The following is a 24,304-nucleotide window of genomic DNA, read 5'->3' on the forward strand; positions in this document are numbered from 1 at the left end:
TCTCCTATCTGACCGACATGGACGGCGTCCTCGTGCACGAGAATCACATGGTGCCCGGGGCCGATCAGTTCCTCGCCGAACTGCGCGACAACGACATTCCGTTCCTGGTGCTCACCAACAATTCGATCTACACCGCGCGCGACCTGCAGGCCAGGCTCGCGCACACCGGCCTCGACATTCCGGCGGAATCGATCTGGACCTCCGCGCTGGCCACCGCGACCTTCCTCAAGGACCAGCGGCCCGAGGGCACCGCCTACGTGGTCGGCGAATCCGGCCTCACCACCGCGCTGCACGAAATCGGTTACGTCCTCACCGATTCCGACCCGGACTACGTGGTCCTCGGCGAAACCCGCACCTACTCTTTCGAAGCGATCACCCGCGCCATCCGGCTCATTGCGGGGGGCGCGCGCTTCATCGCCACCAACCCGGACGCCACCGGACCCTCGCGCGAGGGCATCCTCCCGGCCACCGGCTCGGTCGCGGCCCTCATCACCCAGGCCACCGGCAAGCAGCCGTACTACGTGGGCAAGCCCAACTCGCTCATGATGCGCTCGGCGCTGCGCCGCCTCGGCGCGCACTCGCAGTCCACCGTCATGATCGGCGACCGGATGGACACCGACGTCATCGCGGGCCTGGAGGCGGGCATGCGGACCATCCTGGTCACCACCGGTATCTCCACCCCGGCCCTGGTCGAGCAGTTCCCGTACCGCCCGACCACCATCCTGCCCTCGGTGGCCGCCCTGGTCGGCAAGACCAAGGACCCGTTCGCGCTGTAGTCAGGCCGCGCCCGTCGCGTCGCCCTCGAGTGCGTCGAGGGCGGCCGACAGGGTCGTCAGCGCGTCCACGATGTGGGCGAGCTGCTCGATACCCAGGTGCGCGACAAGCCGTTTCGCCATGGCCGCGTGCTGCGGGTCGATCCGCCGCACCGCGTCGTGACCCGCCTCGGTGATGGCCACCAGCTTCGCGCGCCGGTGCGCCGGATTGGGGCGGTATTCCACGAATCCCTTGTCCGCCAGCACATCCGCGATGCGCTGCACACTCTGGCGGGTGATACCCATTTCGCGGGCGATACCGGCCACCGGGAGCGGTTCGTGCAGAATCGCGCCGAGCACCTGCCACCACGCGACCGTGATCCCGGACGGCTTGGCCAATTCCTCCGCGATCGAGAGGAATTGGCCGTTCAGCTTGAACGATGTGACGGCCGCGGCCCCGAACAGCTGCTGGGCGGTGCGGGTCATTGCGCGGCCGCCGCGCGCTGCTGCTCGTACTCGAACAACGCGTAGAAGCCTGCGGGATCATTGTTTCCGTACAGCTGGTACCAGGACTCCAGCACGTGCGGCTCGTAGATACCCAGGCGCGCGAAGATCTCGCGGGCGAAATCGACCGGCCGGGTGCCGGTCGCGGTGATCAGGTCACCGTCGGTGACCGCGGGCGCCCGAACATAGTGCTCGCCACCCGAATATCCGCTGTAGGCAAGGTATCCCGCGTCATTGCTGGTGTGCCGCCGACCGTCCAGCAGGCCCTCCTGCGCCAGCCCGAAGGTCGCGCCGCAGATCGCCGCCACCGGAACCCCGGCCGCCAGAAACTCCCGGGCCTTGCGCGCGAAGGCCGCCGGTGTCTCGGGATGCTGCTCGTTTTCGAGTCCCGGCAGGATCAGCATGGCGCTGTCGGCGGGCTTCAGATCATCGAGAATCAGATCGGGCAGGACCCGCATGCCGCCCATCGAGGTGATCGGCTCGGCGCCGAGGGCGACCGTCTTCACCTGCCAGGTTCCCGGCTCGCGGTGCCAGAGTTCGCGATTGATGTGTGCGGTCGCATGCCCGACCTCCCAGTCCGAGAAGGTGTCGTACACGGCCATGTGGACTGTCTTCATCATGACAGCATGCTGTCATATTTGACAGCATGCTGTCAATCAACGCTGGATGACTCTCAGGGGCTGTTCCCGGACCCCTCGACCCCCTGAGCACGAAAAGGGCCGGAACCCAATGGGTTCCGGCCCGGTCGAATACTCGCCGGATCAGCTCAGCGCCTGGTCCAGGTCATTGAGCAGGTCCTCCACATCCTCGAGCCCGATGGAGATGCGCAGCACGCCATCGGTAATCCCCACGGCCGCACGGCCTTCCGGGCCCATCGCCCGGTGGGTGGTGGTGGCCGGATGCGTGATCAGCGTCTTCGCATCGCCGAGGTTGTTGGAGATGTCGACGATGCGCAGGCGGTTGAGCACCTCGAAAGCCCGCTTCTTGGCCTCGTTCTCCGCGGCCTTCAGCTCGAAGGTGATCACCGTGCCGCCGCCGGACATCTGACGCTTCGCCAGCTCGTACTGCGGGTGCGAGGACAGGAACGGGTACTTCACCCACGCCACCGCGGGATGGGTCTCCAGGAACCCGGCGATCTTCAGCGCGGAGTCCACCGACTGGCGCAGACGCAGCGGCATGGTCTCCAGGCCCTTGAGCAGCGTCCACGCATTGAAGGGGCTCATCGCCGGACCGGTGTGGCGCATCAGGTTCTTGACCGGGCCGTCGATGTAGTCCCGCGGTCCGAGGATCGCGCCGCCGAGCACCCGGCCCTGTCCGTCGATGTGCTTGGTGCCCGAGTACACGGTGATGTCCGCGCCCAGGTCGAAGCCGCGCTGCAGCAGCGGGGTGGCGAAGACGTTGTCCAGCACCACCTTCGCGCCCGCCGCGTGCGCGAGATCGGAGACCGCGCGCACATCGGTGAGGGTCTGCATGGGATTGGAGGGGGTCTCGAAGAAGACCGCCTGGGTCGGCACCGACAGCGCCTGCTCCCACTGGTCCAGATCCTCGCCGTCCACGAAGACGGTCTCCACGCCCCAGCGCGGCAGGATCTCGTTGGCCACCACGAAGCAGGAGCCGAACAGGCTGCGCGCCGCCACCAGGCGGTCACCCGCCGAGAGCAGCGCACCCAGCGCGGTGAACACCGCGGACATGCCGGAGGCGGTCGCGAAACAGGCCTCCGCGCCGTCGATCAGGCGCAGCCGCTCCTCGAACATGGCGACCGTGGGGTTGCCGTAGCGGGAGTAGACGAAGTGCTCGATATCGCCGGTGAAGGACGCCTCGGCCGCCTCGGCGCTCTCGTAGACGAAACCCGAATTGAGGAACAGCGCCTCGGAGGTCTCGTCGAACCCGGAGCGCCGGATGCCGCCGCGCACGGCCTGCGTGGCCGGGCCGACGCCCTCGGGAAGCGGTTTGTCGAAGGAACCACCGGTGATCATGACTGCCTCCCTGCGATCCGGTCGGACACGAAACTCATGACTGACGCCAGGGCAGGCCGTCGGCGCGCCAGCCGGTGCCGCCGCGATGCCCCTGACCGTCGAGCGCACCCTCGAAGCCATCGACCACATTGAAGGACGGGGCGATGCCCAGGGTGGTGGCGGCGGTGGCCGCGCCGATGGAGCGCTGACCGGAGCGACAGATGAAGATGACCGGCGCGGCCGAGTCGTGGCCGCGATCGCCGAGCGCCTGCTTCAGCTGGTCGGTGAAACGGGTATTGGGCGTGCCGGAGACGTCCACCCACTCGATCAGCGCGGTGGGTCGGCCGATACCGCTGGTGTCGGGCACCCCGACGAACCGCCACTCGGCTTCGGTGCGCACATCCACCAGCACCGCATCGGGGTTGTCGCGCAACAGTTCCCACGCCTGCTTCGGCGTGATGTCACCCGCGTAGCTCACTTGTACCTCCTGTGAATCCGCACTTGCCGCACCGCTGTCCGATGCGAGGCCAGGTCGTCACCCGGAGCACCCCACCGCGGAGGAGGGTTGCCGACCAGCCAGCCGGGGCTTGACGCTGGTACTCATGACCTGGGTTGAGACTGCCGAAAAAATGGGCCCACTGTCAAACCCCGGCCGCGACTTCGGCCGTTGTCACGAATTGCAGACCAACCAGCGGGAATTCTCCCGGGTGAAGTGCCAGATCGAGGTGGATTGGGCGCCGGCAACAGTGAAAGTGACCTGCGCCGTGGCCTTCTCACCGTCGACGGCCGGGTCGGCCAGCTTGTCGAACGTGATGGTCCCCCCGGCCGCGACCGCGCTCTTCAGCGGCGAGGCGTTCTCGTCGAATCCCTTGCAGGACAGGGCCGGATCGTACTTGCCGGTCTCGCTACGGGACTTGATGAAGTTGCCCGCGGCCACCGAGAGCCGATCGGAATCTGTGACATTCTTCTCAACCGGCGAGACCAGCGTCGCGATCACGATGCCCAGGATCACGACCGCGATGACTCCCGCCGCGACCAGGAACGGCCACATGCTCCGGGCCTCGTTCTGATCGATCGGAACCGATGTCTCCCCGACTGTCTCCTCGGCGTCGCTCATGGGTAGATCATGCCTGGTCGCCGCCGTTCGCCCGCCACGGCATTCCCACGGTTCGGGCCTCGACATTCCCACAGTTCACGGCCCTGCGCGTGAAGGGCCTCGTGCGCCATCGATAGAATCAGCAGAATTTCCGCCCCAGGCGCGGGAATAGCAAGACTACGCAGCAACGCTGCAGCGTCGGGGGCCAACGGCGGTCACCGAAGCCAGGGCGTCAACTTAGCCTAAGCTAAGAACGACGGCTGAGTTTTGACGACAAGTTAGTTTCGACCCAAAGGGTGCGCGGAAGAATGACCGAACAGAGTGCAGCGACCCGCCCGCTACGCATTGCGATCGTGGGCGCAGGCCCGGCCGGTATTTACGCCGCCGATGCCTTGATGAAGTCCGATGCCGAGGTGAGCATCGACCTCTACGAGCGCATGCCCGCGCCCTTCGGCCTCATCCGCTACGGCGTCGCGCCCGACCATCCGCGCATCAAGGGCATCATCACCGCCCTGCACAAGGTCCTCGACAAGCCGCAGGTCCGCCTGCTCGGCAATATCGACTACGGCGTCGACATCACCCTCGAGGACCTGCGTGAGTTCTACGACGCGGTCATCTTCTCCACCGGCGCCAACGCCGACCGCGCCCTCGAGGTGCCGGGCATCGATCTCGACGGCTCCTACGGCGCCGCCGACTTCGTGTCCTGGTACGACGGCCACCCGGACGTCCCGCGCACCTGGCCGCTGGACGCGGAGAAGGTCGCCGTCCTCGGTGTCGGCAACGTCGCCCTCGACGTGGCCCGCGTGCTCGCCAAGACCGGCGACGAACTGCTGCCCACCGAGATCCCGCCGAACGTCTACGAGGGCCTGCAGGACAACAAGGCCCTCGAGGTCCACGTCTTCGGCCGCCGCGGCCCGGCCCAGGCCAAGTTCACCCCGCTCGAGCTGCGCGAACTCGACCACTCGCCGACCATCGAGGTCATCGTCGACCCCGAGGACATCGACTACGACGAGGGCTCCGAGGCCGCGCGCCGCCACTCCAAGCAGGTCGACATGATCTGCAATACGTTGGAGCAGTGGGCCATCCGCGATGTCGGCGACCGCCCGCACAAGCTGTTCCTGCACTTCTTCGAGAACCCGTCGGAGATCCTCGGCGCGGACGGCAAGGTCGTGGGCCTGCGCACCGAGCGCACCCAGCTCGACGGCACCGGAAACTGCAAGGGCACCGGCGAATTCAAGGACTGGGACATCCAGGCCGTGTACCGCGCGGTCGGCTACCTGTCGCAGAACATCCCGCTGCTGCCCTTCGACGACCAGGCCGGCACCGTGCCCAACGAGGCCGGGCGCGTGCTGGTCGACGAGGACGCTGACGGCGCGGCTCGCTACATGCCCGCTACCTACGTGACCGGCTGGATCAAGCGCGGCCCGGTCGGCCTCATCGGCCACACCAAGGGCGACGCCAACGAGACCATCGCCTGCCTGCTCGACGACGCCGCGAACTTCACCCCGGCCCCCAGGCCCGAGCTCGACGCCGTGACCGAGTTCCTCGAGAGCAAGGGCATCCCGTTCACCACCTGGGCCGGCTGGTACCGCCTCGACGCGCACGAGCGCGCCCTGGGCGAGCCGCAGGGCCGCGAGCGGGTCAAGGTCGTCGAGCGGGACGAGATGCTCGCCGCCTCCGAACCCGGCAAGGTCTCCTGACCAGCTCCGGGCAAGGTGTCCTGACCAGCGCCAATCCGCCTGCCGGACAAGGTTGTCCACACATGTCACCGTTCTGAGGCATGCTGATCACGTGTTCGATGCCCATCTCCACATCTTCGATCCGCGGTTCCCGCTGGTCGAGAACGAGGGCTACCTGCCCGACCCGTACACCATCGCCGCCTATCGGAAGCGCATGTCCCGCTTCGATATCGACGGTGGCGCCGTGGTCAGCGGGTCGTTCCAGGGCACCGATCAGAGCTATCTGCTGGCCGCCCTCGCCGAACTCGGCGAGGGCTGGGTCGGTGTCACCAATCTGCACGTGGACGCCACCGACGCCGAGATTCTCGAGCTGAACCGGGCCGGGGTGCGGGCCATCCGGTTCAACCTCAAGCGCGCGGGCGGCGACATCGTCGGGCTCACCATGCTGGCGCTGCGGGCCTACGAACTGGCCGGCTGGCATGTGGAGCTCTATATCGACGGGTCCATGCTGGGTTCGCTGGAACCGGTCATCACCAAGCTGCCCAAGCTGTCCATCGACCATCTGGGCATGTCCGACGACTGCCTGCCCTACCTGCTCAACCTGGTCGACCGCGGGGCCAAGGTGAAGGCCTCCGGCTTCGGGCGGGTGGCGATGAATGTGGGCTCGGCCCTGCGCAAGATCCACACCGTCAACCCCGAGGCCCTGATGTTCGGCACCGACCTGCCGGGCACCCGGGCCGGACGGCCGTTCCGCGACGCCGATATCTCGCTGCTCGCCGACGCCGTGGGCTCCGATCTGCACCGGGTGCTCGAGGACAATGCCCGCGCGTTCTACGGGCTGCCCGCCAAGGAACGCCTGTTCGAGGACCCGAACCCGACCATGCGCCTGGCCGCGGGCGAAGCGCCCACCCTGCGGCTGCCGCGTTCCGAGCTCCCCGGACCCCCGCCCCCGGACACCCTGCCGCTGCCGATCATCGATCGCTAGCGCAACGGGCCACCCGCTGAGGGCCGCGCAGACTTCGCGTTATTGTCATACCGTCAACACCGGCGTGTGAGCCGGTGCGCAGGATTCGACGACGAACCGAGGTAGGGCGTGAGCACTCCATCCACCGCCAAGCAGGGCCCGCTCGCGGGCATCCGGGTTGTTGAACTGGCCGGCATCGGCCCCGGTCCGCACGCGGCACTGCTGCTCGCCGACCTCGGCGCCGACGTGGTGCGGGTGCAGCGGCCCGGCATGCTGCCCGGCTTCATGGAGCGTCCGCAGTGGCGCGGCCGCACCATCGTCGAGGCGAACCTGAAGGATCCCGCCGACATCGAGCAGGTGCTCGGGCTCATCGAGAAGGCCGACGTGCTGCTCGAGGGCTTCCGGCCCGGCGTGACCGAGCGCATGGGACTGGGCCCCGACGCGGCGCTGGAACGCAATCCGCGCCTGATCTACGGCCGCATGACCGGCTGGGGCCAGTACGGCCCGATGGCCGACCGCGCCGGACACGACATCAACTACATCTCGCTCACCGGTGTGCTGAACGCCATCGGCCGCAAGGGCGAACGCCCCGTGCCGCCGCTGAACATGGTCGGCGACTTCGGTGGCGGTTCCATGTTCCTGGTCTTCGGCATCCTGGCCGCGCTGGTGGAACGCCAGAACTCCGGCAGGGGCCAGGTCATCGACGCCGCCATGATCGATGGCGCACTCGCCCTCTCGCACATGATCTGGGGTATGAAGGGCGTCGGCCTGTGGTCCGATGAACGCGGTACCAACCTGCTCGACACCGGCATGGCCTTCTACGACACCTACGAGACCTCCGACGGCAAGTACATGGCCGTGGGCTGCATCGAGCCCCAGTTCTACGCGGAGCTGCTGCAGGGCCTGGGTATCTCGCCCGAGGGCCTCCCCAACCAGCTCGACCCCAACGGCCAGGACCAGCTGCGCAAGCTGTTCACCGAGAAGTTCAAGACCAAGACCCGCGACGAGTGGTGGGCGATCTTCGAGCACACCGACGCCTGCACCACCCCGGTCCTGACCTTCACCGAGGCCGAACAGAATCCGCACATCCAGGCCCGCACCGGCCTGATCGACATCGACGGCGTCGTGCAGCACGCCCCGGCCCCGCGCTTCTCGCGGACACCGGCGGGCGTCCCCACCCCGCCGCCGAACGAGGGCACCCCGATCGAAACGGTCTGGGCGGACTGACCTTCCGCGCACGGCCGAACGCCCCCGGTGGAATTCCACAGGGGGCGTTGACTTTTCCGATGCGGCGGGTAGCTCCCGGAATTACGGGGCGACGAGCTGGATGTCGAGCTCGATGGCGATCTTGTCGCTCAGCATGGCATTGGGCATGCCCGGGGCGACGTCGAACTCGCTGCGCTTGATGGTGCCGGAGGCGGTGAAGCCGGCGTGCTCCTTGTTGTCCTGCGGGAAGACCTGCACACCGCCCCACTCGACCTCGAGGGTGACGGGCTTGGTGATGCCGCCGATGGTGGCCTCACCGGTGACCTCGAACTCCTCGCTCAGGGCGACGGGCTCGGGGACGCGGAAGGTCAGGTGCGGGCGGTTGGCGACATCGAGGATGTCGGCGCTGCGGACGTGGCCGTCGCGCATCTCGTTGCCGGTGTCGAAGGAGTCGAAGTAGATGGTGGCTTCGATGGCGGCCTCGCCGGCCTCGTTGACCACGAAGCCGGTCTCGAAGCGGTTGAAGCGGCCGCGGACCTTGGAGATGCCCAGGTGCTTCACGGTGAAGTTGACCGAGGAGTGGGCGGCGTCCAGGGTCCAGGAACCGGGGGCGAGGGTGGTCTGCTCGGAAGTCGTCATGTCAACCAGCTTAAGTGGACTTCGGTCCGCTTATCCACACCGTGATTATCCGGGGACTGCCAGGGCGCGGATAACGGAACCAGGACCAGGCAGTATGGAAGGGTGTCCCGTTCCGAATTCGCCGAGTTCCTGATCGCCCGCCGCGCGCAACTGCAGCCCGAGGACGTCGGACTGCCGGCCGGCCGGCGACGGCGCACACCCGGCCTGCGCCGCGAGGAGGTGGCCGCGCTCGCCGGTGTCAGCGCAGACTACCTGGCCCGCCTGGAACAGGGACGCGACACCAACCCCTCCACCGCCGTGCTGGCCGCCCTCGCGGAAGCCTTGCGGCTCAACGAGATCGAGAAGCACCACTTCGGCAAGCTGGCGCTCGGGCTGGAACAGAAGGCCAGCTGCCCCGCCTCCGGGCAGGCTCGGGAACAGGTCTCCGAGACCATTCAGGCGGTCATCGACGCCCTGCAGCCGACGCCCGCGCTGGTGCTCGGCCGCTGGCTGAACCTGCTGGCCGGAAACCCCTCCTTCCGCGCCTTCGCCGAACCCCTCGGCATGTTCGAGGCGGAGGCGCACGGCAATTTCGCCCTCTACGTCTACGCCCACCCGGCCGCCCAGCAGACCTTCCTGAACTGGCCCGAAGCCGCCGATATGGTCGCCTCGTCGCTGCGCGCCGCCGCCACCCGGTTCCCCGACGACCCGTCGGTCGAGGCCGTCGTCACCACCCTGAGCCGCTACCCGGAGTTCGAGCGACGCTGGCGCGAGCACCGGCTCACCGATTTCCGATCCCTCGTGCTGAAGATTCAGCACCCCGCGCGGGGTGCGGTCGAGGTGGAGGTCGAGACCTTGGATCCGGCCGCCGACCAGACCGTCATGGTCTGGCTGGTCGACCGCCGCCAGGCCCGTACGCCCGGATTACGGCTGGTCAACGAATAAAAGCCGCAGGCTCCGGAGGTTTCGTTCCCACTGCCGGGGCGGGTCGGGCCATCTACAGTTGAGCCATGGCTCGGAACTGGCCGATGGTCGAGCGGAAGAAAGAACTCGAATCGATCAGGTCGGCACTCATCGGCGACGAGGTCGTCGGGGCGGTGCTCACCGGTGACGCGGGGGTCGGCAAGACCACGCTGGCGCGGCAGGCCACCGCCGCCGTCGGCGGCAATATCCGCTGGGTCGCGGGCACCGAATCCGCCCGCAGCATTCCGCTCGGGGTCTTCGCGCACATGGTGGGGGTGTACACCGCCCACGATCCGGTGACCTTCATGGCGGCCGCGCGGGAGGCGCTGCTCGCCGACGGGCACACCATCATCGGCGTCGACGACGCCCATCTGCTCGACCAGCTCTCGGCCACCCTGCTGCTGCAGCTGGCCCTCGACAAGGCCGCCCACATCGTGTGCACCGTACGCAGCGGGGTGCAGGTGCCCGACGCGGTTACCTCGCTGTGGAAGGACGGGCACCTGCTGCGCATCGACCTGAAGCCGTTCACCCAGCGCCAGAGCGTGGAACTGGTGGAGTCCATGCTGGGCGGGCAGCTGGAGGGCTTCACCGCCAATCTGATGTGGGAATCCTCCGGCGGCAACGCACTGTTCCTGCGGCACCTGGTCGAGGGCGCGCTGGAGGCCGGGACGCTGCGGCAGGTCAGCGGGGTGTGGCAACTTCGCGGGCGCGCGGCCGTGACCTCGGAATTGGCTGCGCTGCTGGAGGATCGGGTCGAGCAACTGCCCGAGTCGGTGCTGCGGGTGCTGGAACTGCTCACCTTCTGCGAGCCCATCGACCTGGACGTGCTCTCCGAACTCGCGGGCGAGGAAGCGGTGGAATCCGCCGAATCACGCGGTCTCATCAGAATTGTCGAGAACAGCCATCAGCTGCTGGTGCGCTACAACCATCCGCTGTTCGGTGAGGTGATCCGGCGGCGGCTGGGCATCGCGTCGGCGCGGCGGCTGCGCGGGCGGCTGTACTCCTCGCTCCGGGACCGGCCCATCAACTCCGCGTCCGAGCGCATCCGACTGGCCGAATTGGCGTTGGACAGTGACAAATCCGCGGATCTCGAGCTGTTCCTGGCGGCGGCCGCGGATGCCATCGCGCTGGCGAATCTGCCTCTGGGCGAACGGTTCGCGCGCGCGGCGGTGGAACGCCAGGGCGGTGTGGAGGCCGCCGACCTGCTGGCCCGCGCACTGTTGTGGCAAGGGCATCGCATAGAGGCCGAGCGCACACTGGCCGGATTCGATCCGGACGAGATGAACGAGGTGCAGCTGGCACGCTGGGGCAGCACCCGGGTGTCGAACCTGTTCTGGTCCATGGGCGACGCGGATCGCGCCGAGACCGTGCTGGAATCGGTGCGCAACCGGGTCACACATCCGAAAATTGTTGCGGCACTGGATGGTCTGGCCTCCGCGTGCGCGGTCAACGAGAACCGGATCGACGACGCGTTCGCCCTCGCCGAGCCGGTCATGTCCACCCCGGACGCCCCACCGTGGGCGGTGTTCTGGGCCGCATTCGGTGGCGGACTGGCCCTCGCGCTCATGGGACGCGGTGAAGCGGCCCGGCAGTACGCGGCCCGCTCACACGCCGTGGAGTCCCACATCGACGGATTGAACCGATTCATGTCCACGCACGCGGAAGTGCTGGCCCTCACCTTCACCGGCGAGCTGGAAGCCGCGCGCCGATGTGCCAATACGCCGTACCCGTTCTCCTCCCCCGGGCAATATCTGGCCTGGGGCATGGCCAAGATCCTGCAGGGCACCGTGGACGTGGCGCAGGGCCAGTTCCCGCAGGGCATCGACAATCTCGAGCAGGCGCTCGCGGCGCTCACCACCGAGGGCAAGGCGGCCTGGATGTTCCCCGCCCAGCTGCGGCTGGCGGAGGCGTACTCGGCGCTCGGGCGGCCCACCGAAGCGGCGGAAGCCATTGCGGCGGCGACCCTCCGGGGCGGGCGGCACAGCGCCGTCTACGAACCGCTGCTCGAACTCGCGCGGGCCATGCAGGCGGCCGCCGAGGGCACCGCGACGCCGGCCGTACGGCTCGCGCTGGGGGCGGCGGATCTGGCCGCACGCACCCACCAGCACGCCATCGAGGCCATGGCGCTGCACGCCGCCGCCCGCTTCGGCGATCAGTCGGTCGCCGAGCGGTTGGCGGATCTTGCGGCCCGCATCGACGGGCGGCTGGTGCAGGTGCAGGCGCGGCACGCGATGGCGGTCGCGGCCCACGACGGACCCGGATTGGACACCGCCGCAGCGGCATTCGAGGCAATCGGGGCGCTGCTCTCGGCGGCGGACGCGGCCGCGCAGGCCGCCTCCGCGCACGAGCGGGCGGGTGACCGCCGGCGACTGCTGGAATCCGCGGCGACCGCCAATCGGCTGGCGGCCGCCTGCGGCGGCGCGTCGACCCCGGCGCTGCGGCAGTCCGCGCAACCGCTGCCGCTGACCGCGCGCGAACGGGAGATCGCGAATCTGGTGGCGGCCGGGCTGTCCAACCGGCAGATCGCGGATCGGCTGACGGTCTCGGTGCGAACGGTGGAGGGGCACCTGTACCGGGCCTGCATCAAACTCGATGTGACCGATCGGGAGGCCCTGGCGGAATTGATGCGCGGAGGGACACCTTCGGGCAAATCAGCGAAACTGACCTGATCCGGATCGAGCAATGAATACCGGCGTGCTCCGCCACGCCCTCCTTCGGCCGCCGGCGTCCTGCCGCCGGCCCTGACCATCGCCTGCACGGCCACCGCGGGCATAGGTGCGGCCATCGGCTGCGCCTTCCAGCCGCTTCCCCACTCGATTTCCCCGACAGAGTGGAAACTTCGCACCCCCAATCCGAAGCGCTGATCTGCGTCGATGTGGACAGGGCCGGTGCACGGGCAAGCCGAGGCGGGGATCCCCGCGAATAACCGGTATTCATGGCCGGTCTCGGGACCGGTGCAACGAAATATGTTCGGAAGGCAGGTGTTTCGGCGTGCTCCGTCGGCATCGTGAAGTGAAGAGCATCGTGGCTCGGCAGGTGATCGTCATGGGCGCCATTCCACTGGCGCTGGCCGTGGCCTGCTCGAATACGAATGACCACCCGGCCAAGTCGGCGCAGGGCACCTCGGCCCAGGCCGCCGCGCAGCCGAATGGCACCCGCACCCCGGGCAATACCGCTGCCCCGGAAGCGAATCCGCAGCCGGGTGCGGCGGCCCCCGAAGCCGCGGGCATCGCCGGCACGCCAAGCTCCGTCCAGTCCGCCCCGCGCCCGGGCTCCGCCCAGCCGGGCGTAGCCCTCCCGGCCCGTGACCAGGATCGCCCCGGCCCGCGTCCGAGCCTCGCGCAGCCCGGCATCACCGTGCCGAAACACCCACTGCCGCCACCACAGTCGCCGCCGCAGGCCGACTACCCAATTCCCGCGAACTTCCGCCCCATCCCGGATCACGAAGCGGCGCCGGCGGTCGACTTCCAAACCCTGCACGCCCCGACGGTGGTGGACCCGGTCCTGCCGATCGCCCCACCCCCGCGCACCGTCCGCATCGGCGACTTCACCACCCCCGCCCCGGACCAGCTGCCCGACAACATCCTCGACACCGTCAACGGCGCAGCCGCCGACACCGAAGCGGGTCTGGCCACCGGCCTCAACTCCATCGGCGTCAATCCGACCCGCTCCGACAAGATCGCCGCGGGCACCCTCGGCGGCGCGGCGATCGGCACTGTCGGCGGCGCGCTCGCGGCCGGTGCGCCGATGGCCGTGGTGGGCGGCGTCCCAGGCGCCGCGGTCGGAGCACTGGTCGGTCTCGGCGCCGGTGCGGCCGTCGGCACCGTGGTCGCGGGCGGCCTCACCGCAGGCGCAGTTGCCGCAGCGGTGGCCACCGGAGGCGTCGGCGGTGGACTGCTCGCCATCCAGAGCGCTTCCGCCGCACCGGAGGTCGCGGGTTTCGCGGGCGGCGGCGCGCTCATCGGCGCAGCCGCCGGTGGTGCCGCAGGCGCTGCCGCACTGGGCATTCCGGCCGCGGTACTCGGCGGTGCCGCCGGTGGGGTCGGCGGTGCCGCGGTCGGCGGCTTCCTGGGCGGCACGCTCTAACTCACACCTTCCCGGGGATGCGGGGCATCCGCACCAGGCCTTCGGTGCGGATCCCTTCTCATCTGGCGGTGGTCAGAAGAGGGTGGGTTCGCCGAAACCGGGGGTGCGTTCGATTTCCAGGAGGCGCTGTTTGGTGGTGAGACCGCCGGGGGCGGAGAAGCCGTGCAGGGCGTGGTCGGCGGCCAGTACGCGGTGGCAGGGGATGATCAGGGGGATCGGGTTGCGGCCCAGGGATTGTCCGACGGCCTGGGCGCCGCCGGGGGCGCCGATGCGGTTCGCGACCGCGCCGTAGTTCAGGGTGTGGCCCGGGTCGATGGCGCGGGTCACCTCGTAGACGGCGCGGTCGAAGTCGTTGAAAGCGCTGGTGTCCAGGGGAATCCAGCGGAGGTCGTCCAGATCGCCGGTGAGGTGCGCGCGGATGCGGTCGACGGCCGTGGCCAGGTCGGCGGTGGGCTCGGCCTCGTGAATGTCGGCCAGGCGGTGGCGGCGCAGGATGTGGGAGCGGGTGGCCGCGGGGTCGCGGTCGGGAAGGGCGAAGCGCAGGACGCCGGTGGCGCTCCAGGCGATGGCGCACACGCCGATCGCGGTATCGAAGAGCGCCGCCGACGCCAGGGGTCGGGCCGGGGCGGACATGAGGCCAGTGTGCACGGTGGCACCGACAAAGTCCTGATAACAGTCCAGTTTGCTAGAACTGGACTGATTCCCCTCGGCACGGAATGGTGGACAGGGCGGCCACCGCCGGAGCGCTGCGACGGAATCGCCGCGCGGCAGCCGGCGGGCAGGCATCCGGACGGAGCGACGCGATGGCCGCCAGGTCCGAATACTGCCGGGACGCTTCAAATTCGGCGACCGACCAGTCCGACATGGGAGCATGCGGGCGATACCGCTCCAGCAGCTCACCCCAGCGCTCGCCGGGCTTGGGCGCGTACCGGTACACGAGACCGGCGAAAGCGGCGACGATCAGAATGGAGACCAGCAGAGCGACCATGAGCCCATAGTGGCTCCGGCCCGGACTTGAAGAAAATATCCAGTACCCCGATACTGGCCTGTATGGCGACACGAGTGATCGGCGCGGCCAGCCTGACGCGCGACCTGGGCCGTTGGCGGAACGACGAACCGGGCGCCCCCGCCGACAATGGCAAGCGTTCGACGCGGCCCGCCTACGTGGCGCTGGCGGAGAGCATCCGCCTGCTCATTCACGACGGCCGCGCGCCCCTCGGCGTCGCACTGCCCAGTGAGCGCGATCTGGCCACCGCCCTCGCGGTCAGCCGCACCACCGTCACCTCCGCGTATTCCCTGCTGCGCGAGCACGGCTACCTGATCAGCCGCCAGGGCTCACGCAGCACCGTGGCGCTGCCGCCGACCGTGGTGCACGACGGCGCGAAGCCCGCGCGCAGCATCCTGGCCATGATGGCGCAGCCCGAGCTGCCGACCATCGACATGACCTACGCCGCCATGGCCGCCCCGCCGCAGATGACCGAGGCGTACTCCTTTGCCCTGCAAGGGCTTCCGACCTATCTCGGCACGCACGGCATGGATCCGGTGGGTGTGCTCATGCTGCGCGAGGCGCTGGCCCGCCGCTACACCGAGCGCGGGCTGCCCACCGAGCCGGACCAGATCCTCATCACCCTGGGCGCGCAGCACGGTCTGCGGCTGCTGCTCAATGTGCTCACCACGCCGGCCGAACGCGTGCTCATCGAGCACCCCACCTACCCGAACGCCATCGAGGCGATTCGCGATGTGGGTGCGCGCCCGGTGCCGGTGCCCATGCGCCCGGACGGCTGGGATCTGGACGGAATCCGCAGTGCCGCACGGCAGACCGCGGCCAGCGTCGCCTACCTGATTCCGGACTTCAACAATCCGACCGGTCACCTGCTCGACGCCGAGGGCCGGGCGGAGCTGGCGACGATCGCCCGTGAGACCCGCATGACGGTGATCGTCGACGAATCCATGGTGGATCTGAACCTCACCGACCTCGAATCCCCGCCCCCCGCCGCCGCTTTCGCCCGCAATTCGGAGATCGTCACCATCGGTTCGGCCTCCAAGTCCTTCTGGGGCGGCCTGCGCGTCGGCTGGGTCCGCGCCAACCAGGCCCTCATCACCAAACTCCTGGGCACCCGTTCCACCGTCGACCTCGGCACCCCCGTCATGGACCAGCTGGCCACCGTCCACCTGCTCCGCAATGCCGACGAAATCCTCACCACCCGCCGTGACCAGCTCCGCTCCCGCCGCGCGGTCCTGCTCGAAACCCTCGCCGAGGAACTCCCCGACTGGCGCGTCACCGAGGGCGTCGGCGGTATGTCCGTGTGGGCCCAACTCCCCGCCCCGGTCTCCACCGCCCTGGCCGCCACCGCCCCCAACCACGGCGTATTGCTCGCCGCCGGACCGCGTTTCGGCGTCCAGGGCGCCTTCGAACGCTTCATCCGCCTCCCCTTCACGCACGAGGAATCCGACCTGCGAGTCGCCGTGAAGTCCATCGCGGCGGCCTCCGCCGCCCTCACCCCGCACGCCGCCGACCCACTCGCCCCACTGATCACCTACTGACACCACCCAGCAAGGCGGTGCAGTACCGCCCTGAGACCCGCAATACGCCCGAAACGACTCGCGCCCGCCGCAAAAGCGGCAGGCGCGTGTTTCCGCTCAGCGACAACTGATTTCGCAAGATGCGGTTAACTCATCGGGTACGACCAAAATCGGTTCGGCACCCATCCGCACGCACGGATGCAGAACCTGCAACGGCACTCAGCCGCCCGCTGGAGTCTCGGAGAGGCGGGTCAGCACTCAGCCGCCCGCTGAAGTCATGGAGAGGCGGGTCAGCACTCAGCCCGCCCGCTGAAGTCTCGGAGAGGCGGTCAAGAGGGCGGAGAGCTCACCCCAGGATGTCGTGGCGAACGATGGTCTGGTCGCGGCCGGGGCCGACGCCGATGCACGAAACCCGTGCTCCCGACAGTTCTTCCAGGCGCTCGACGTAGGCCCGGGCGTTGGCGGGGAGCTCCTCGAAGGTGCGGGCGCCGGAGATGTCCTCCCACCAGCCGGGCATTTCCTCGTAAATCGGCTTGGCGTGGTGGAATTCGGTCTGAGTGGTGGGCATCTGCTCGACCCGCTCGCCGTCGATCTCGTAGGCGACACAGATCGGGACGGTGTCCAGGCTGGAGAGCACGTCCAGCTTGGTGAGGAAGTAGTCGGTGATGCCGTTGACGCGGGTGGCGTAGCGGGCGATCACGGCGTCGAACCAGCCGGTGCGGCGGGCGCGGCCGGTGGTGACGCCGACCTCGCCGCCGGTCTTGGCCAGGTAGGTGCCGGACTCGTCGAAGAGTTCGGTCGGGAACGGGCCGGAGCCGACGCGGGTGGTGTACGCCTTCAGGATGCCGAGCACCGTGGTGATCTTGTTCGGGCCGACGCCCGCGCCCACCGCCGCGCCACCCGCGGTCGGGTTGGAGGAGGTGACGTACGGGTAGGTGCCGTGGTCGACGTCCAGCAGGGTGCCCTGCGAACCCTCCAGCAGCACAATCTCATCGCGCTCCAGCGCCTGGTTGAGCAGCAGCCGGCTGTCGGCGATGCGGTGCTTGAAGCCCTCGGCCTTCTCGAGCACCTCGTCCACCACCTGCTGCGGGTCCAGCGCGCGGCGGTTGTAGATCTTCACCAGCACCTGGTTCTTGAATTCCAGTGCGGCCTCGACCTTCTGGGTGAGGATCTTCTCGTCCAGCACGTCGGCCACGCGGACGCCGACGCGGGCGACCTTGTCCTGGTAGCAGGGACCGATGCCGCGGCCGGTGGTGCCGATCTTCTTGTTGCCCAGGAAACGTTCGGTGACCTTATCGATGGCCACGTGGTACGGCATGATCAGGTGGGCGTCGGCCGAGAGCAGCAGGCGGGAGGTGTCCACACCGCGCTCTTCCAGACCGGCGAGTTCGGCCAGCAGCACACCCGGATCCACCACCACGCCATTGCCGATGACGTTGGTCACATCGGGGGTGAGGATGCCTGACGGGATCAGATGCAGCGCGAAGCTCTCACCATTGGGCAGCACCACGGTGTGACCCGCGTTGTTGCCGCCCTGGTATCGAACTACCCACTGGACCCGATCGCCGAGCAGATCGGTTGCCTTGCCCTTGCCCTCGTCGCCCCACTGGGCGCCGATCAGCACGATTGCCGGCATGTGAGTGTCTCCTACGGGTTCGACGCGCAGCCCCTCTGGTGCTGCAGCTACTCGCCGTCAGAAGGCGGTGGCCGTAGGCACACTTTACGGGATGACCCATAAGTCCCCGGGGCGGTATACCCGCAGTTCGCACCCCGGGACGGCATACTCGCAGTTCGCGGCCCGGCTCGGTCCGGACCGCGGCTGGAATGGACCTCCGCCTGGGAGCGGGGAGCGAAACGGAGGGCAATCAGACACAGCACAGCGCGGCAAATGAGACAGGGCTATGGTGGCACGGGGAGAGGGACCGGCGGGGGTCCATCGGATACGCAGCGAGGCGGACAGGTGTTGGCAAGCCAGAGGAGGGTGTTCGGCAGTTGAGTACCCATGTTCTCCGCTGCGAAGGCGCGCCCGTTCCCATCGCGCTGGCATCACTGCCCCTCACCCAGACCTCCGCCATTCCCGCTACCGGCGCTCTGGACGAGTTGCTCCCGGTCATGGCCGCCGACAGCCTGCCCCGGCTCATCGTGCTCGGTGAGGACGCCGGATTGGCCGCGGTCCTCACCCATCTGATGCGCACCGAACGCCTCGGCGTCGAAATCGGTTATGTGCCCATCGATCGCACCTACGGCTCCCGTGCCTACGAGACCGGTACCGGCTCCGCCGCCGCCAAGCGCGCACTGGAGGGCAAGGCAATCGCGACCCCGCTGATTCGCGACGACACCGGCAAGGTGCTGATCGGCCGCGCCACCCTGGTCGGCGAGGCGGGCGCGAAGCTCCAGGGCGAGGCCTACGTCGACGACACCCGGCTGTTCACGGGAAAGGTCGCGGCACTGCATGTTTCGCCCATGCTGGAGATGCCCGGCCTGCGCGCCACCGTGCAGCGCGGCCTGCGCAAGAAGCGCTGGGTCGAGGGGCGCGCCATGCAGCTGGGCACCAGCGGCGCCGTCGTCACCCGCGACGGGATCACCACCGATCGGGTGGTGAAGCGCTCCACGTTCTATCGGCACCACGAGCCCTGGCTGCTGGTTCGCTGATCCACCCCCAGAATGGGTAGCGGCGGAACAGAAGAGCCGACCAGTTGGGAGTATCAGGTGAATTACCCGCGCGCGGTGGGCCGGGCATCCGGAGCGGTCCGGCCCAGTCCGGTGTTCCTACTGGTCGTGGTGATCACGGTGGCGGGCGGAGCGCTCGCCTGGGACGCCGACTACGGTTCGCGCCAGGCCCAATTCGGCGTTTTCATCCTGGTGGTGGCCGGCTGGATCGTGTCCATCTGCCTGCACGAATTCGCGCACGCGTATGTGGCGTGGCGGGCCGGGGACCGCGAAGTGGAGATGCGCGGATACCTGACCCTCAATCCGCTCAAGTACAGCCATCCGCTGCTGTCGATCGCGCTGCCGGTGGTGTTCATCGCGCTCGGCGGGTTCGCGCTGCCCGGTGGCGCCGTGTACGTACACTCGCACAACTTCAGCCCGCGGGTACAGCGGATCCTGAGTGGCGCCGGGCCCGCGGTGAACGCGCTGTGCGCGATCGTGCTGCTGGTGATCGTACGGTTCTACGGCAGCACCCATTCGCACGCGGCCTTCTGGTTCGGGCTCAGTTACCTTGCGTTCCTGCAGATTACGGCGACGGTGCTGAACCTCATCCCGATTCCCGGCACCGACGGGTACGGGATTCTGGAGCCGTCGCTGAGCTATCAGACGCGGCGGTCGCTGGATCAGATCAAGCCGTTCGGCATCCTGATCCTGTTCGCGCTGCTGTTCACGCCGGAACTCAACCGGCTCTTCTTCGACGCGATCAACGCGCTGTTCGAATTGTCCGGGCTGCCGGGCGGCTGGTGGTCGGCGGGCAGCGCCCTGACGCGCTTCTGGCTCTGAGACGCGCTTCTGGCTCTGACCCGGGTAGGCCGCCCGGACGACCCGGTGGCCGGGCGGCCCATCGCAACGACATCGGTCGGCAGGGACCGTCGCCACCCTTCGCTGCGAGTCCGGAACCGGACTACCCCTCGTAAATCCGGCCTGGTACGAACGGTAGAGGGACGCAAGCGGTTCGACACGAGTAGCGGGCTACCCGAAGATCGAGAGCAGGCCCCCGCAGACGAATCGGGCATACCCGCAATCCGGTCTCGGACCTACCTGTGATCGGGGCGCAGGCACGGATCAGTCGATCGGCGTGACGTAGGGATGCGGGACGGTCGGCGGCAGCAGCGCCATGGCGGAGAGCCTTCGTATCCCGCACACCTGCATGAGATCCACGACGATGGAACGCAATTGGGCGAAGACCACGTGGGCGGACAGGCCCGCCCCGGTCACCAGATCCTTGGTCGCGCCCTTGCCGACCGAGCGCAGCACGCGGGTCGCCTCGGCGGGATCGGGCTTCTCGTCCGGGTCGGCCAGCATCATGCGGCGCACCACATCCACGGCCTGACCGAGCTTCTCGACCTCCGCGACGAGGCCCGGATTCAGCACCTCGTCGTCGCGCACCGAGGTGAGCGCGCGGCGCAGCAGTACGCGGGTATTGCGGACCGCGTTGTCGAGCGGGTCGGCGGCCTGCCGCAGGCGCTGCAGGCGGGAGCGAGAGTTCCAGTACAGCGGGGAGATTCGAATGATCTCCCTGCTGCCCTCGAGGGTGTTGCGCATGGCGTCGATCGCACCCTGGGTGCCGCGCACGGTCTCGAGCGCCGTCTTGATCTTGCCGGCATCCTGCTCGAGCAGGCCGTCCGCGCACTCGGTGAGGGCATTGCCCATCACCTCGAGAATCCCGGCGGCCTGCTCCCGGGCACGGCGGACCGGATGCAACGGGATCGCCGCCACCACCACGATGCCGACCAGACCACCCACCAGCGCGTCGATCATGCGCAGCGACGCACCACCCTGACCGGGCGGATAGAGCGTGGCCACCAGTACCGCGGAACTGGCCGCCTGCATGGTGATGACCGGGCCGCCGTCGAGGAAGACGGCGGTGCACATGGCGATCACCACCAGCAGCACGATCTGCCAGCCGCCGGTGCCCACCCGGGAGACGAACAGGTCGCCGACCCCGATGCCGACGGCCACGCCGACGATCAACTCGACCGACCGGCGCAGCCGCGCACCGAACGACAGGCCGATGGAGATCATGGCGGCCATGGGCGCGAAGAACGGGCGCTCGTGCCCGATCACATTGTGGGCGATGAGCCAGGCCACGCCCGCGCCGATCGCGCACTGCACGATCGGCAGCAGCGAGGACCGGACGCGCCCCGCGGCCCTGCGCATGCGGGTGACGCTGCTCTCCCGGGCAGCGTCGAAGGTTTCGCCCAGGCCGCTGCTCAATTCAGTCGAGGCCGAGCTCGGCGGCCGCGCGCGGGTCGCAGTCCTCGAGCAGGTCCAGGCAGCGCGCGTATTCGTCGGTCTCGCCGATGGCCCGGGCTGCCTTCGCCAGCGCGCCGACGCTGCGCAGGAAGCCCCGGTTGGGCTCGTGGCTCCACGGCACCGGGCCGAAGCCCTTCCAGCCGTTGCGGCGCAGGAGGTCCAGGCCGCGGTGGTAGCCGGTGCGCGCGAAGGCGTAGGCGGCGACGATGTCGTAGTTGATCTCGCCCTCGGCGGTTTCGCCCCGCTCCAGCGCGGCCTCGGCCAGATGGGCCCAGGCGATGGAGGCGGTCGGATGCGCCGCGGCGACCTGCGCCGGGTCCTGTTTCTGGAGCAGCGCGTCCTCAGCGTCGATGTTTTCCGGGAGGAGGACCGGCTGCGGTCCGAGTAGATCGCCGAAGGAGGTCATGCCGATCATTCTGCACCGCCGTCCGGAATGCTCAGTAGGCTGACCGTCGAATCACAGTTCCGCCGAAGCAAGGGGTGTAGCGCGTGTCCGACCCGAAAGACGACCAGCAGCCGCAGGGTCCTGCCAACCCGGCATCCGGCGCCGAGGACACCGCCACCCCCAAGACTCCGACCGACCAGTCCGCGTCCCGGCCCAGCGGCCCCGCCCCGAGCAACCCCGCGAAGGGCCCCGGCGCACCGAGCGATGCCGCCGCAGACAACGCTCCCCAGACCGCGGCCACGGAAGTGATTCCCACCGCCGACTCCCGCACCGAGGAGATCCGCACCGGCGCAGCCGAACCCGCATCGGCCGCCTCGAACCCGGCCCCCGGCCAAGGCAAGCCGGCCAACCCGCCCGCCAAGTCCGGCACGGCCGGTTTCGCCACCATCCACTACGAAACCCCCAAGTCCGCCGGAGCCGGCCGCGTCCAACCCACCACTCCGCCGAGCACCCCCGGCGGTCGGCCCCCGGCCGCCGCTCGCCAGGCTTCGGGCGAATTCGTACCTCAGAACGCTCCGAGCGGCCGGCCCGCAGCCCCCGGCGCAGCCGGCAAGCAGAACCCGCCCGGCACACAACCCGCTGCCGCCCGGCAATCCGCCTCCGGCGGACAGGCTCCCGCCGCGGGCGCTGGGCAGCGACCGGCTACCCCGCCGACCGCCGAACCCGCAGCGGGACAGACAACCCGGCAGGACTCGAATGCGCCGACGCCTTCGAACGCGGCCGCCGAGAAGCCCACTGGCGCTGGACAATCCGGATCTGGCGCCGGGCCGCAGGGCGCGGGCGATGCGCAACGCCCGGACGCGTCCTCGACCTCCGGAGCGACCAAGGGGCAGACCGCCCCGGCCGAGCCCGAGGGTTCGAGCGCACCCGCGCGACAGAACGCCGGTGGAAAGCCGACCGGCGCCGAGCAGTCCGGCCCTGGCCGACAGGCGGCGACGGACGATGCTCCTACACAGTTCATTCCGATTCAGCGGCCGGGCGGGGAGAAATCTGCCGCGGACGGGCAGGCCGCTGCCGCTGCTGCGGCGGATGCGACCACGCAGTTGATTCGGATTCAGCGCCCCGGGCAGGCGGCGAGCAGCGGGGCCGCGAAGGCCGGATCCGCGCCCGCGGCTGCCGAGAAGCCGGGTGGAGCCGCGAGCAATGCGGCGCAGGGGAAGCCTGCGCCGCAGGATGTTCCCACCGAGGGGATGCCGCAGGCGGATTCGGGGCCGGAGGGCGGCAAGGCCGCCGCGGACGCCGGTGCGGCGAAGGATGCCGGTAAGGCGAAGGACGGTGGCGCTGCGGCCGAGCAGGCCGGCGGGGCAGGCGATTCCGCGGCGAAGCCGGACGGCGATTCCGGCGACGCTACAGGCGGGGACGCGAAAACCGTTGTGATCAAGAAGGTTCCGAGTCCCGCGGATGACGCGACGACGGCGTTGCCGATCGTCTCCGGGGAGCAGGGAACCGAGAAGATCCGGGTTTCGGGGCCGCAGGGACGGGCGGTCAGCAAGCCGCCACAGACGCCGCGGGTGAACGCGGGCCCGCGGAATGTGGGACCGAAGGGCAACGCGCCGGCGCCTGACGCGCCGGTCGAGGAGACGCGGCCGTCGCCGCCGCGGCCGCCGATGGGACCGCGCCGGCCCGCGACCGCGCCGTCGCCGGCGGATATGCAGCCGACCATGCCGGGCCGGCCGATCGGCGGGCCGCGCATCGCGACGCCGCAGCGGGTCGGGGCGGGCGCCCCGCCGCAGGGTCCGCGCGGACCGCAGGGACCGGGTGCGCAGGGACCCGGCGCGCCCCAGGGACCCAACGCACCCCAGGGACCCAACGCGCCGCAGGGTCCCGGTGCACCTCAGGGACCGAACCCGAACGCGCCGCAGGGCCCGGTGCAGGGTGGGCCGGGACAGGCCAGGCCGCAGGACGTCCAGGGGGATGGACCGCGAATCCTGGCGCAGCCCCAGCGGGTTCCGGCGGCCGACGGGGCCGCGGCGGCGCCGGGCGGGTCGAAGAAGAAGCTGTGGATCATCGTTGCGGCGGCCGTGATCGTGGTGATCGCGATCGTCGGTGTGGTGGCCGGGGTGACGAAGCACAACAGCGACAACTCGCCGGAAGCCAAGGTGCAGCAGACGATCACCGTCTACACCGATGCGCTGAAGTCCGGGAACCTGGATGCGCTGCGGGCGGTGACCTGCGGTGCGCAGCACGACTTCTACCAGAAGATTTCGGCCGACCAGTTCTCCAGTGTGTACAAGACGTCGCAGGATCAGAAGAGCATCCCGCAGGTGAAGAGCGTCGACGCGATTCGGATCACCGGCGACGCCGCGCTCGCGCAGGCGACCGTGTACACCGCCGCGGACCCGTCGAAGACGTCCGCGCGGACCTTCGATCTGCGCAACGAAGGTGGCTCGTGGAAGGTGTGCGACCCGCAGAACGGCCACTGATCGGCTCCCGGAAATTCACCGCAGCCCCTGCGACCGAAGTCACTGAAGCATTTGCGGCTCCGGTCGCGATGAACATCACAAAGACCTGGTCAACAGTCCGACACGTGGGTACTGTGTGCCGGATT

Annotated in this window: 22 protein-coding genes and 1 riboswitch; of the genes, 11 read left to right on the plus strand and 11 right to left on the minus strand. The window is 69.2% G+C overall.

Annotated features, from left to right (window positions below):
* Positions 1 to 17 precede the first annotated feature (17 nt).
* Complete coding sequence (locus ACQP1O_RS41060; RefSeq protein WP_433567966.1) at positions 18 to 776, plus strand: HAD-IIA family hydrolase; 759 nt, start codon at positions 18 to 20, stop codon at positions 774 to 776.
* On the opposite strand, the gene ACQP1O_RS41065 is transcribed toward ACQP1O_RS41060, so the two are convergent.
* The 5 genes from ACQP1O_RS41065 to ACQP1O_RS41085 form a co-directional block, all read right to left on the minus strand.
* Complete coding sequence (locus tag ACQP1O_RS41065) at positions 777 to 1,238, minus strand: MarR family winged helix-turn-helix transcriptional regulator (protein WP_433563636.1); 462 nt, start codon at positions 1,236 to 1,238, stop codon at positions 777 to 779.
* The gene (locus ACQP1O_RS41070; protein WP_433563637.1) at positions 1,235 to 1,876 is read right to left on the minus strand and encodes a type 1 glutamine amidotransferase family protein; all 642 of its coding nucleotides are present in this window, start codon (positions 1,874 to 1,876) and stop codon (positions 1,235 to 1,237) included. Before ACQP1O_RS41070 ends, ACQP1O_RS41065 begins: the two co-directional genes overlap by 4 nt.
* Positions 1,877 to 2,017: 141 nt before the next feature.
* Positions 2,018 to 3,232: an O-succinylhomoserine sulfhydrylase gene (locus ACQP1O_RS41075; RefSeq protein ID WP_433563638.1), complete on the minus strand. Its 1,215-nt coding sequence runs from the start codon at positions 3,230 to 3,232 to the stop codon at positions 2,018 to 2,020.
* 34 nt (positions 3,233 to 3,266) lie between these two features.
* A complete protein-coding gene (locus tag ACQP1O_RS41080) occupies positions 3,267 to 3,689 on the minus strand; it encodes a rhodanese-like domain-containing protein (protein WP_433563639.1) in 423 nt (140 codons plus the stop codon).
* Between the two features lie 14 nt (positions 3,690 to 3,703).
* Positions 3,704 to 3,819, minus strand: a riboswitch (SAM riboswitch).
* Between the two features lie 62 nt (positions 3,820 to 3,881).
* Positions 3,882 to 4,328 (minus strand): Rv0361 family membrane protein, encoded by a 447-nt coding sequence (locus tag ACQP1O_RS41085; protein WP_433563640.1) that lies wholly within the window; start codon positions 4,326 to 4,328, stop codon positions 3,882 to 3,884.
* Between the two features lie 287 nt (positions 4,329 to 4,615).
* Between ACQP1O_RS41085 and ACQP1O_RS41090 the strand changes: the two genes are divergently transcribed.
* The 3 genes from ACQP1O_RS41090 (at position 4,616) to ACQP1O_RS41100 (ending at position 8,177) form a co-directional block, all read left to right on the plus strand.
* Positions 4,616 to 6,007 (plus strand): FAD-dependent oxidoreductase, encoded by a 1,392-nt coding sequence (locus ACQP1O_RS41090; protein ID WP_433563641.1) that lies wholly within the window; start codon positions 4,616 to 4,618, stop codon positions 6,005 to 6,007.
* 91 nt (positions 6,008 to 6,098) lie between these two features.
* On the plus strand, positions 6,099 to 6,971 hold the full coding sequence (locus tag ACQP1O_RS41095) for an amidohydrolase family protein (RefSeq protein ID WP_433563642.1): 873 nt from the start codon (positions 6,099 to 6,101) through the stop codon (positions 6,969 to 6,971).
* A 108-nt stretch (positions 6,972 to 7,079) separates the two neighbouring features.
* On the plus strand, positions 7,080 to 8,177 hold the full coding sequence (locus tag ACQP1O_RS41100) for a CaiB/BaiF CoA transferase family protein (RefSeq protein WP_433563643.1): 1,098 nt from the start codon (positions 7,080 to 7,082) through the stop codon (positions 8,175 to 8,177).
* An 81-nt stretch (positions 8,178 to 8,258) separates the two neighbouring features.
* Here ACQP1O_RS41100 and ACQP1O_RS41105 read toward each other — a convergent pair whose 3' ends face one another.
* Positions 8,259 to 8,795, minus strand: coding sequence for a YceI family protein (locus tag ACQP1O_RS41105; RefSeq protein ID WP_364619874.1), 537 nt, complete (start codon positions 8,793 to 8,795; stop codon positions 8,259 to 8,261).
* A gap of 102 nt (positions 8,796 to 8,897) precedes the next feature.
* On the opposite strand from ACQP1O_RS41105, the gene ACQP1O_RS41110 reads away from it, so the two are divergent.
* From ACQP1O_RS41110 to ACQP1O_RS41120, 3 genes are all read left to right on the plus strand, one after another.
* On the plus strand, positions 8,898 to 9,719 hold the full coding sequence (locus ACQP1O_RS41110) for a helix-turn-helix domain-containing protein (RefSeq protein ID WP_433563644.1): 822 nt from the start codon (positions 8,898 to 8,900) through the stop codon (positions 9,717 to 9,719).
* Between the two features lie 65 nt (positions 9,720 to 9,784).
* Positions 9,785 to 12,406, plus strand: coding sequence for a LuxR C-terminal-related transcriptional regulator (locus ACQP1O_RS41115; RefSeq protein WP_433563645.1), 2,622 nt, complete (start codon positions 9,785 to 9,787; stop codon positions 12,404 to 12,406).
* Positions 12,407 to 12,749: 343 nt separating this feature from the next.
* Positions 12,750 to 13,823 carry a hypothetical protein gene (locus tag ACQP1O_RS41120; RefSeq protein WP_433563646.1) on the plus strand — a complete coding sequence of 358 codons (1,074 nt, stop codon included), beginning with the start codon at positions 12,750 to 12,752 and terminating at the stop codon, positions 13,821 to 13,823.
* Positions 13,824 to 13,895: 72 nt separating this feature from the next.
* Here ACQP1O_RS41120 and ACQP1O_RS41125 read toward each other — a convergent pair whose 3' ends face one another.
* The gene (locus ACQP1O_RS41125) at positions 13,896 to 14,456 is read right to left on the minus strand and encodes a methylated-DNA--[protein]-cysteine S-methyltransferase (protein WP_433563647.1); all 561 of its coding nucleotides are present in this window, start codon (positions 14,454 to 14,456) and stop codon (positions 13,896 to 13,898) included.
* Positions 14,457 to 14,508: 52 nt separating this feature from the next.
* Positions 14,509 to 14,811 carry a hypothetical protein gene (locus ACQP1O_RS41130; protein WP_433563648.1) on the minus strand — a complete coding sequence of 101 codons (303 nt, stop codon included), beginning with the start codon at positions 14,809 to 14,811 and terminating at the stop codon, positions 14,509 to 14,511.
* Between the two features lie 62 nt (positions 14,812 to 14,873).
* Here ACQP1O_RS41130 and ACQP1O_RS41135 point away from each other — a divergent pair, with 62 nt between their 5' ends.
* A complete protein-coding gene (locus ACQP1O_RS41135) occupies positions 14,874 to 16,367 on the plus strand; it encodes a PLP-dependent aminotransferase family protein (RefSeq protein ID WP_433563649.1) in 1,494 nt (497 codons plus the stop codon).
* Between the two features lie 325 nt (positions 16,368 to 16,692).
* On the opposite strand, the gene ACQP1O_RS41140 is transcribed toward ACQP1O_RS41135, so the two are convergent.
* On the minus strand, positions 16,693 to 17,982 hold the full coding sequence (locus ACQP1O_RS41140) for an adenylosuccinate synthase (protein ID WP_379388662.1): 1,290 nt from the start codon (positions 17,980 to 17,982) through the stop codon (positions 16,693 to 16,695).
* Between the two features lie 356 nt (positions 17,983 to 18,338).
* Between ACQP1O_RS41140 and ACQP1O_RS41145 the strand changes: the two genes are divergently transcribed.
* Both ACQP1O_RS41145 and ACQP1O_RS41150 read left to right on the plus strand, forming a co-directional pair.
* A complete protein-coding gene (locus tag ACQP1O_RS41145; RefSeq protein WP_433563650.1) occupies positions 18,339 to 18,998 on the plus strand; it encodes a hypothetical protein in 660 nt (219 codons plus the stop codon).
* Between the two features lie 57 nt (positions 18,999 to 19,055).
* Positions 19,056 to 19,838, plus strand: coding sequence for a site-2 protease family protein (locus ACQP1O_RS41150; protein ID WP_433563651.1), 783 nt, complete (start codon positions 19,056 to 19,058; stop codon positions 19,836 to 19,838).
* A gap of 282 nt (positions 19,839 to 20,120) precedes the next feature.
* Here ACQP1O_RS41150 and ACQP1O_RS41155 read toward each other — a convergent pair whose 3' ends face one another.
* The gene (locus ACQP1O_RS41155) at positions 20,121 to 21,215 is read right to left on the minus strand and encodes an FUSC family protein (RefSeq protein WP_433567967.1); all 1,095 of its coding nucleotides are present in this window, start codon (positions 21,213 to 21,215) and stop codon (positions 20,121 to 20,123) included.
* 58 nt (positions 21,216 to 21,273) lie between these two features.
* Positions 21,274 to 21,717 (minus strand): DUF3151 domain-containing protein, encoded by a 444-nt coding sequence (locus ACQP1O_RS41160; protein WP_433563652.1) that lies wholly within the window; start codon positions 21,715 to 21,717, stop codon positions 21,274 to 21,276.
* An 83-nt stretch (positions 21,718 to 21,800) separates the two neighbouring features.
* Here ACQP1O_RS41160 and ACQP1O_RS41165 point away from each other — a divergent pair, with 83 nt between their 5' ends.
* A complete protein-coding gene (locus ACQP1O_RS41165; protein WP_433563653.1) occupies positions 21,801 to 24,179 on the plus strand; it encodes an Rv0361 family membrane protein in 2,379 nt (792 codons plus the stop codon).
* Positions 24,180 to 24,304 lie beyond the last annotated feature (125 nt).

It is taken from the genome of Nocardia sp. CA-151230 (assembly GCF_050942175.1).
Taxonomy (GTDB): Bacteria; Actinomycetota; Actinomycetes; order Mycobacteriales; family Mycobacteriaceae; genus Nocardia.

Coding starts and splice junctions, on each gene's coding strand:
- ACQP1O_RS41060 (WP_433567966.1), top strand. CDS start 18: ATGGACGGCGTCCTCGTGCACGAGAATCACATGGTGCCCGGGGCCGAT.
- ACQP1O_RS41065 (WP_433563636.1), bottom strand. CDS start 1,238: ATGACCCGCACCGCCCAGCAGCTGTTCGGGGCCGCGGCCGTCACATCG.
- ACQP1O_RS41070 (WP_433563637.1), bottom strand. CDS start 1,876: ATGATGAAGACAGTCCACATGGCCGTGTACGACACCTTCTCGGACTGG.
- ACQP1O_RS41075 (WP_433563638.1), bottom strand. CDS start 3,232: ATGATCACCGGTGGTTCCTTCGACAAACCGCTTCCCGAGGGCGTCGGC.
- ACQP1O_RS41085 (WP_433563640.1), bottom strand. CDS start 4,328: ATGAGCGACGCCGAGGAGACAGTCGGGGAGACATCGGTTCCGATCGAT.
- ACQP1O_RS41090 (WP_433563641.1), top strand. CDS start 4,616: ATGACCGAACAGAGTGCAGCGACCCGCCCGCTACGCATTGCGATCGTG.
- ACQP1O_RS41105 (WP_364619874.1), bottom strand. CDS start 8,795: ATGACGACTTCCGAGCAGACCACCCTCGCCCCCGGTTCCTGGACCCTG.
- ACQP1O_RS41115 (WP_433563645.1), top strand. CDS start 9,785: ATGGCTCGGAACTGGCCGATGGTCGAGCGGAAGAAAGAACTCGAATCG.
- ACQP1O_RS41125 (WP_433563647.1), bottom strand. CDS start 14,456: ATGTCCGCCCCGGCCCGACCCCTGGCGTCGGCGGCGCTCTTCGATACC.
- ACQP1O_RS41130 (WP_433563648.1), bottom strand. CDS start 14,811: ATGGTCGCTCTGCTGGTCTCCATTCTGATCGTCGCCGCTTTCGCCGGT.
- ACQP1O_RS41135 (WP_433563649.1), top strand. CDS start 14,874: ATGGCGACACGAGTGATCGGCGCGGCCAGCCTGACGCGCGACCTGGGC.
- ACQP1O_RS41140 (WP_379388662.1), bottom strand. CDS start 17,982: ATGCCGGCAATCGTGCTGATCGGCGCCCAGTGGGGCGACGAGGGCAAG.
- ACQP1O_RS41155 (WP_433567967.1), bottom strand. CDS start 21,215: ATGCGCAGGGCCGCGGGGCGCGTCCGGTCCTCGCTGCTGCCGATCGTG.
- ACQP1O_RS41160 (WP_433563652.1), bottom strand. CDS start 21,717: ATGACCTCCTTCGGCGATCTACTCGGACCGCAGCCGGTCCTCCTCCCG.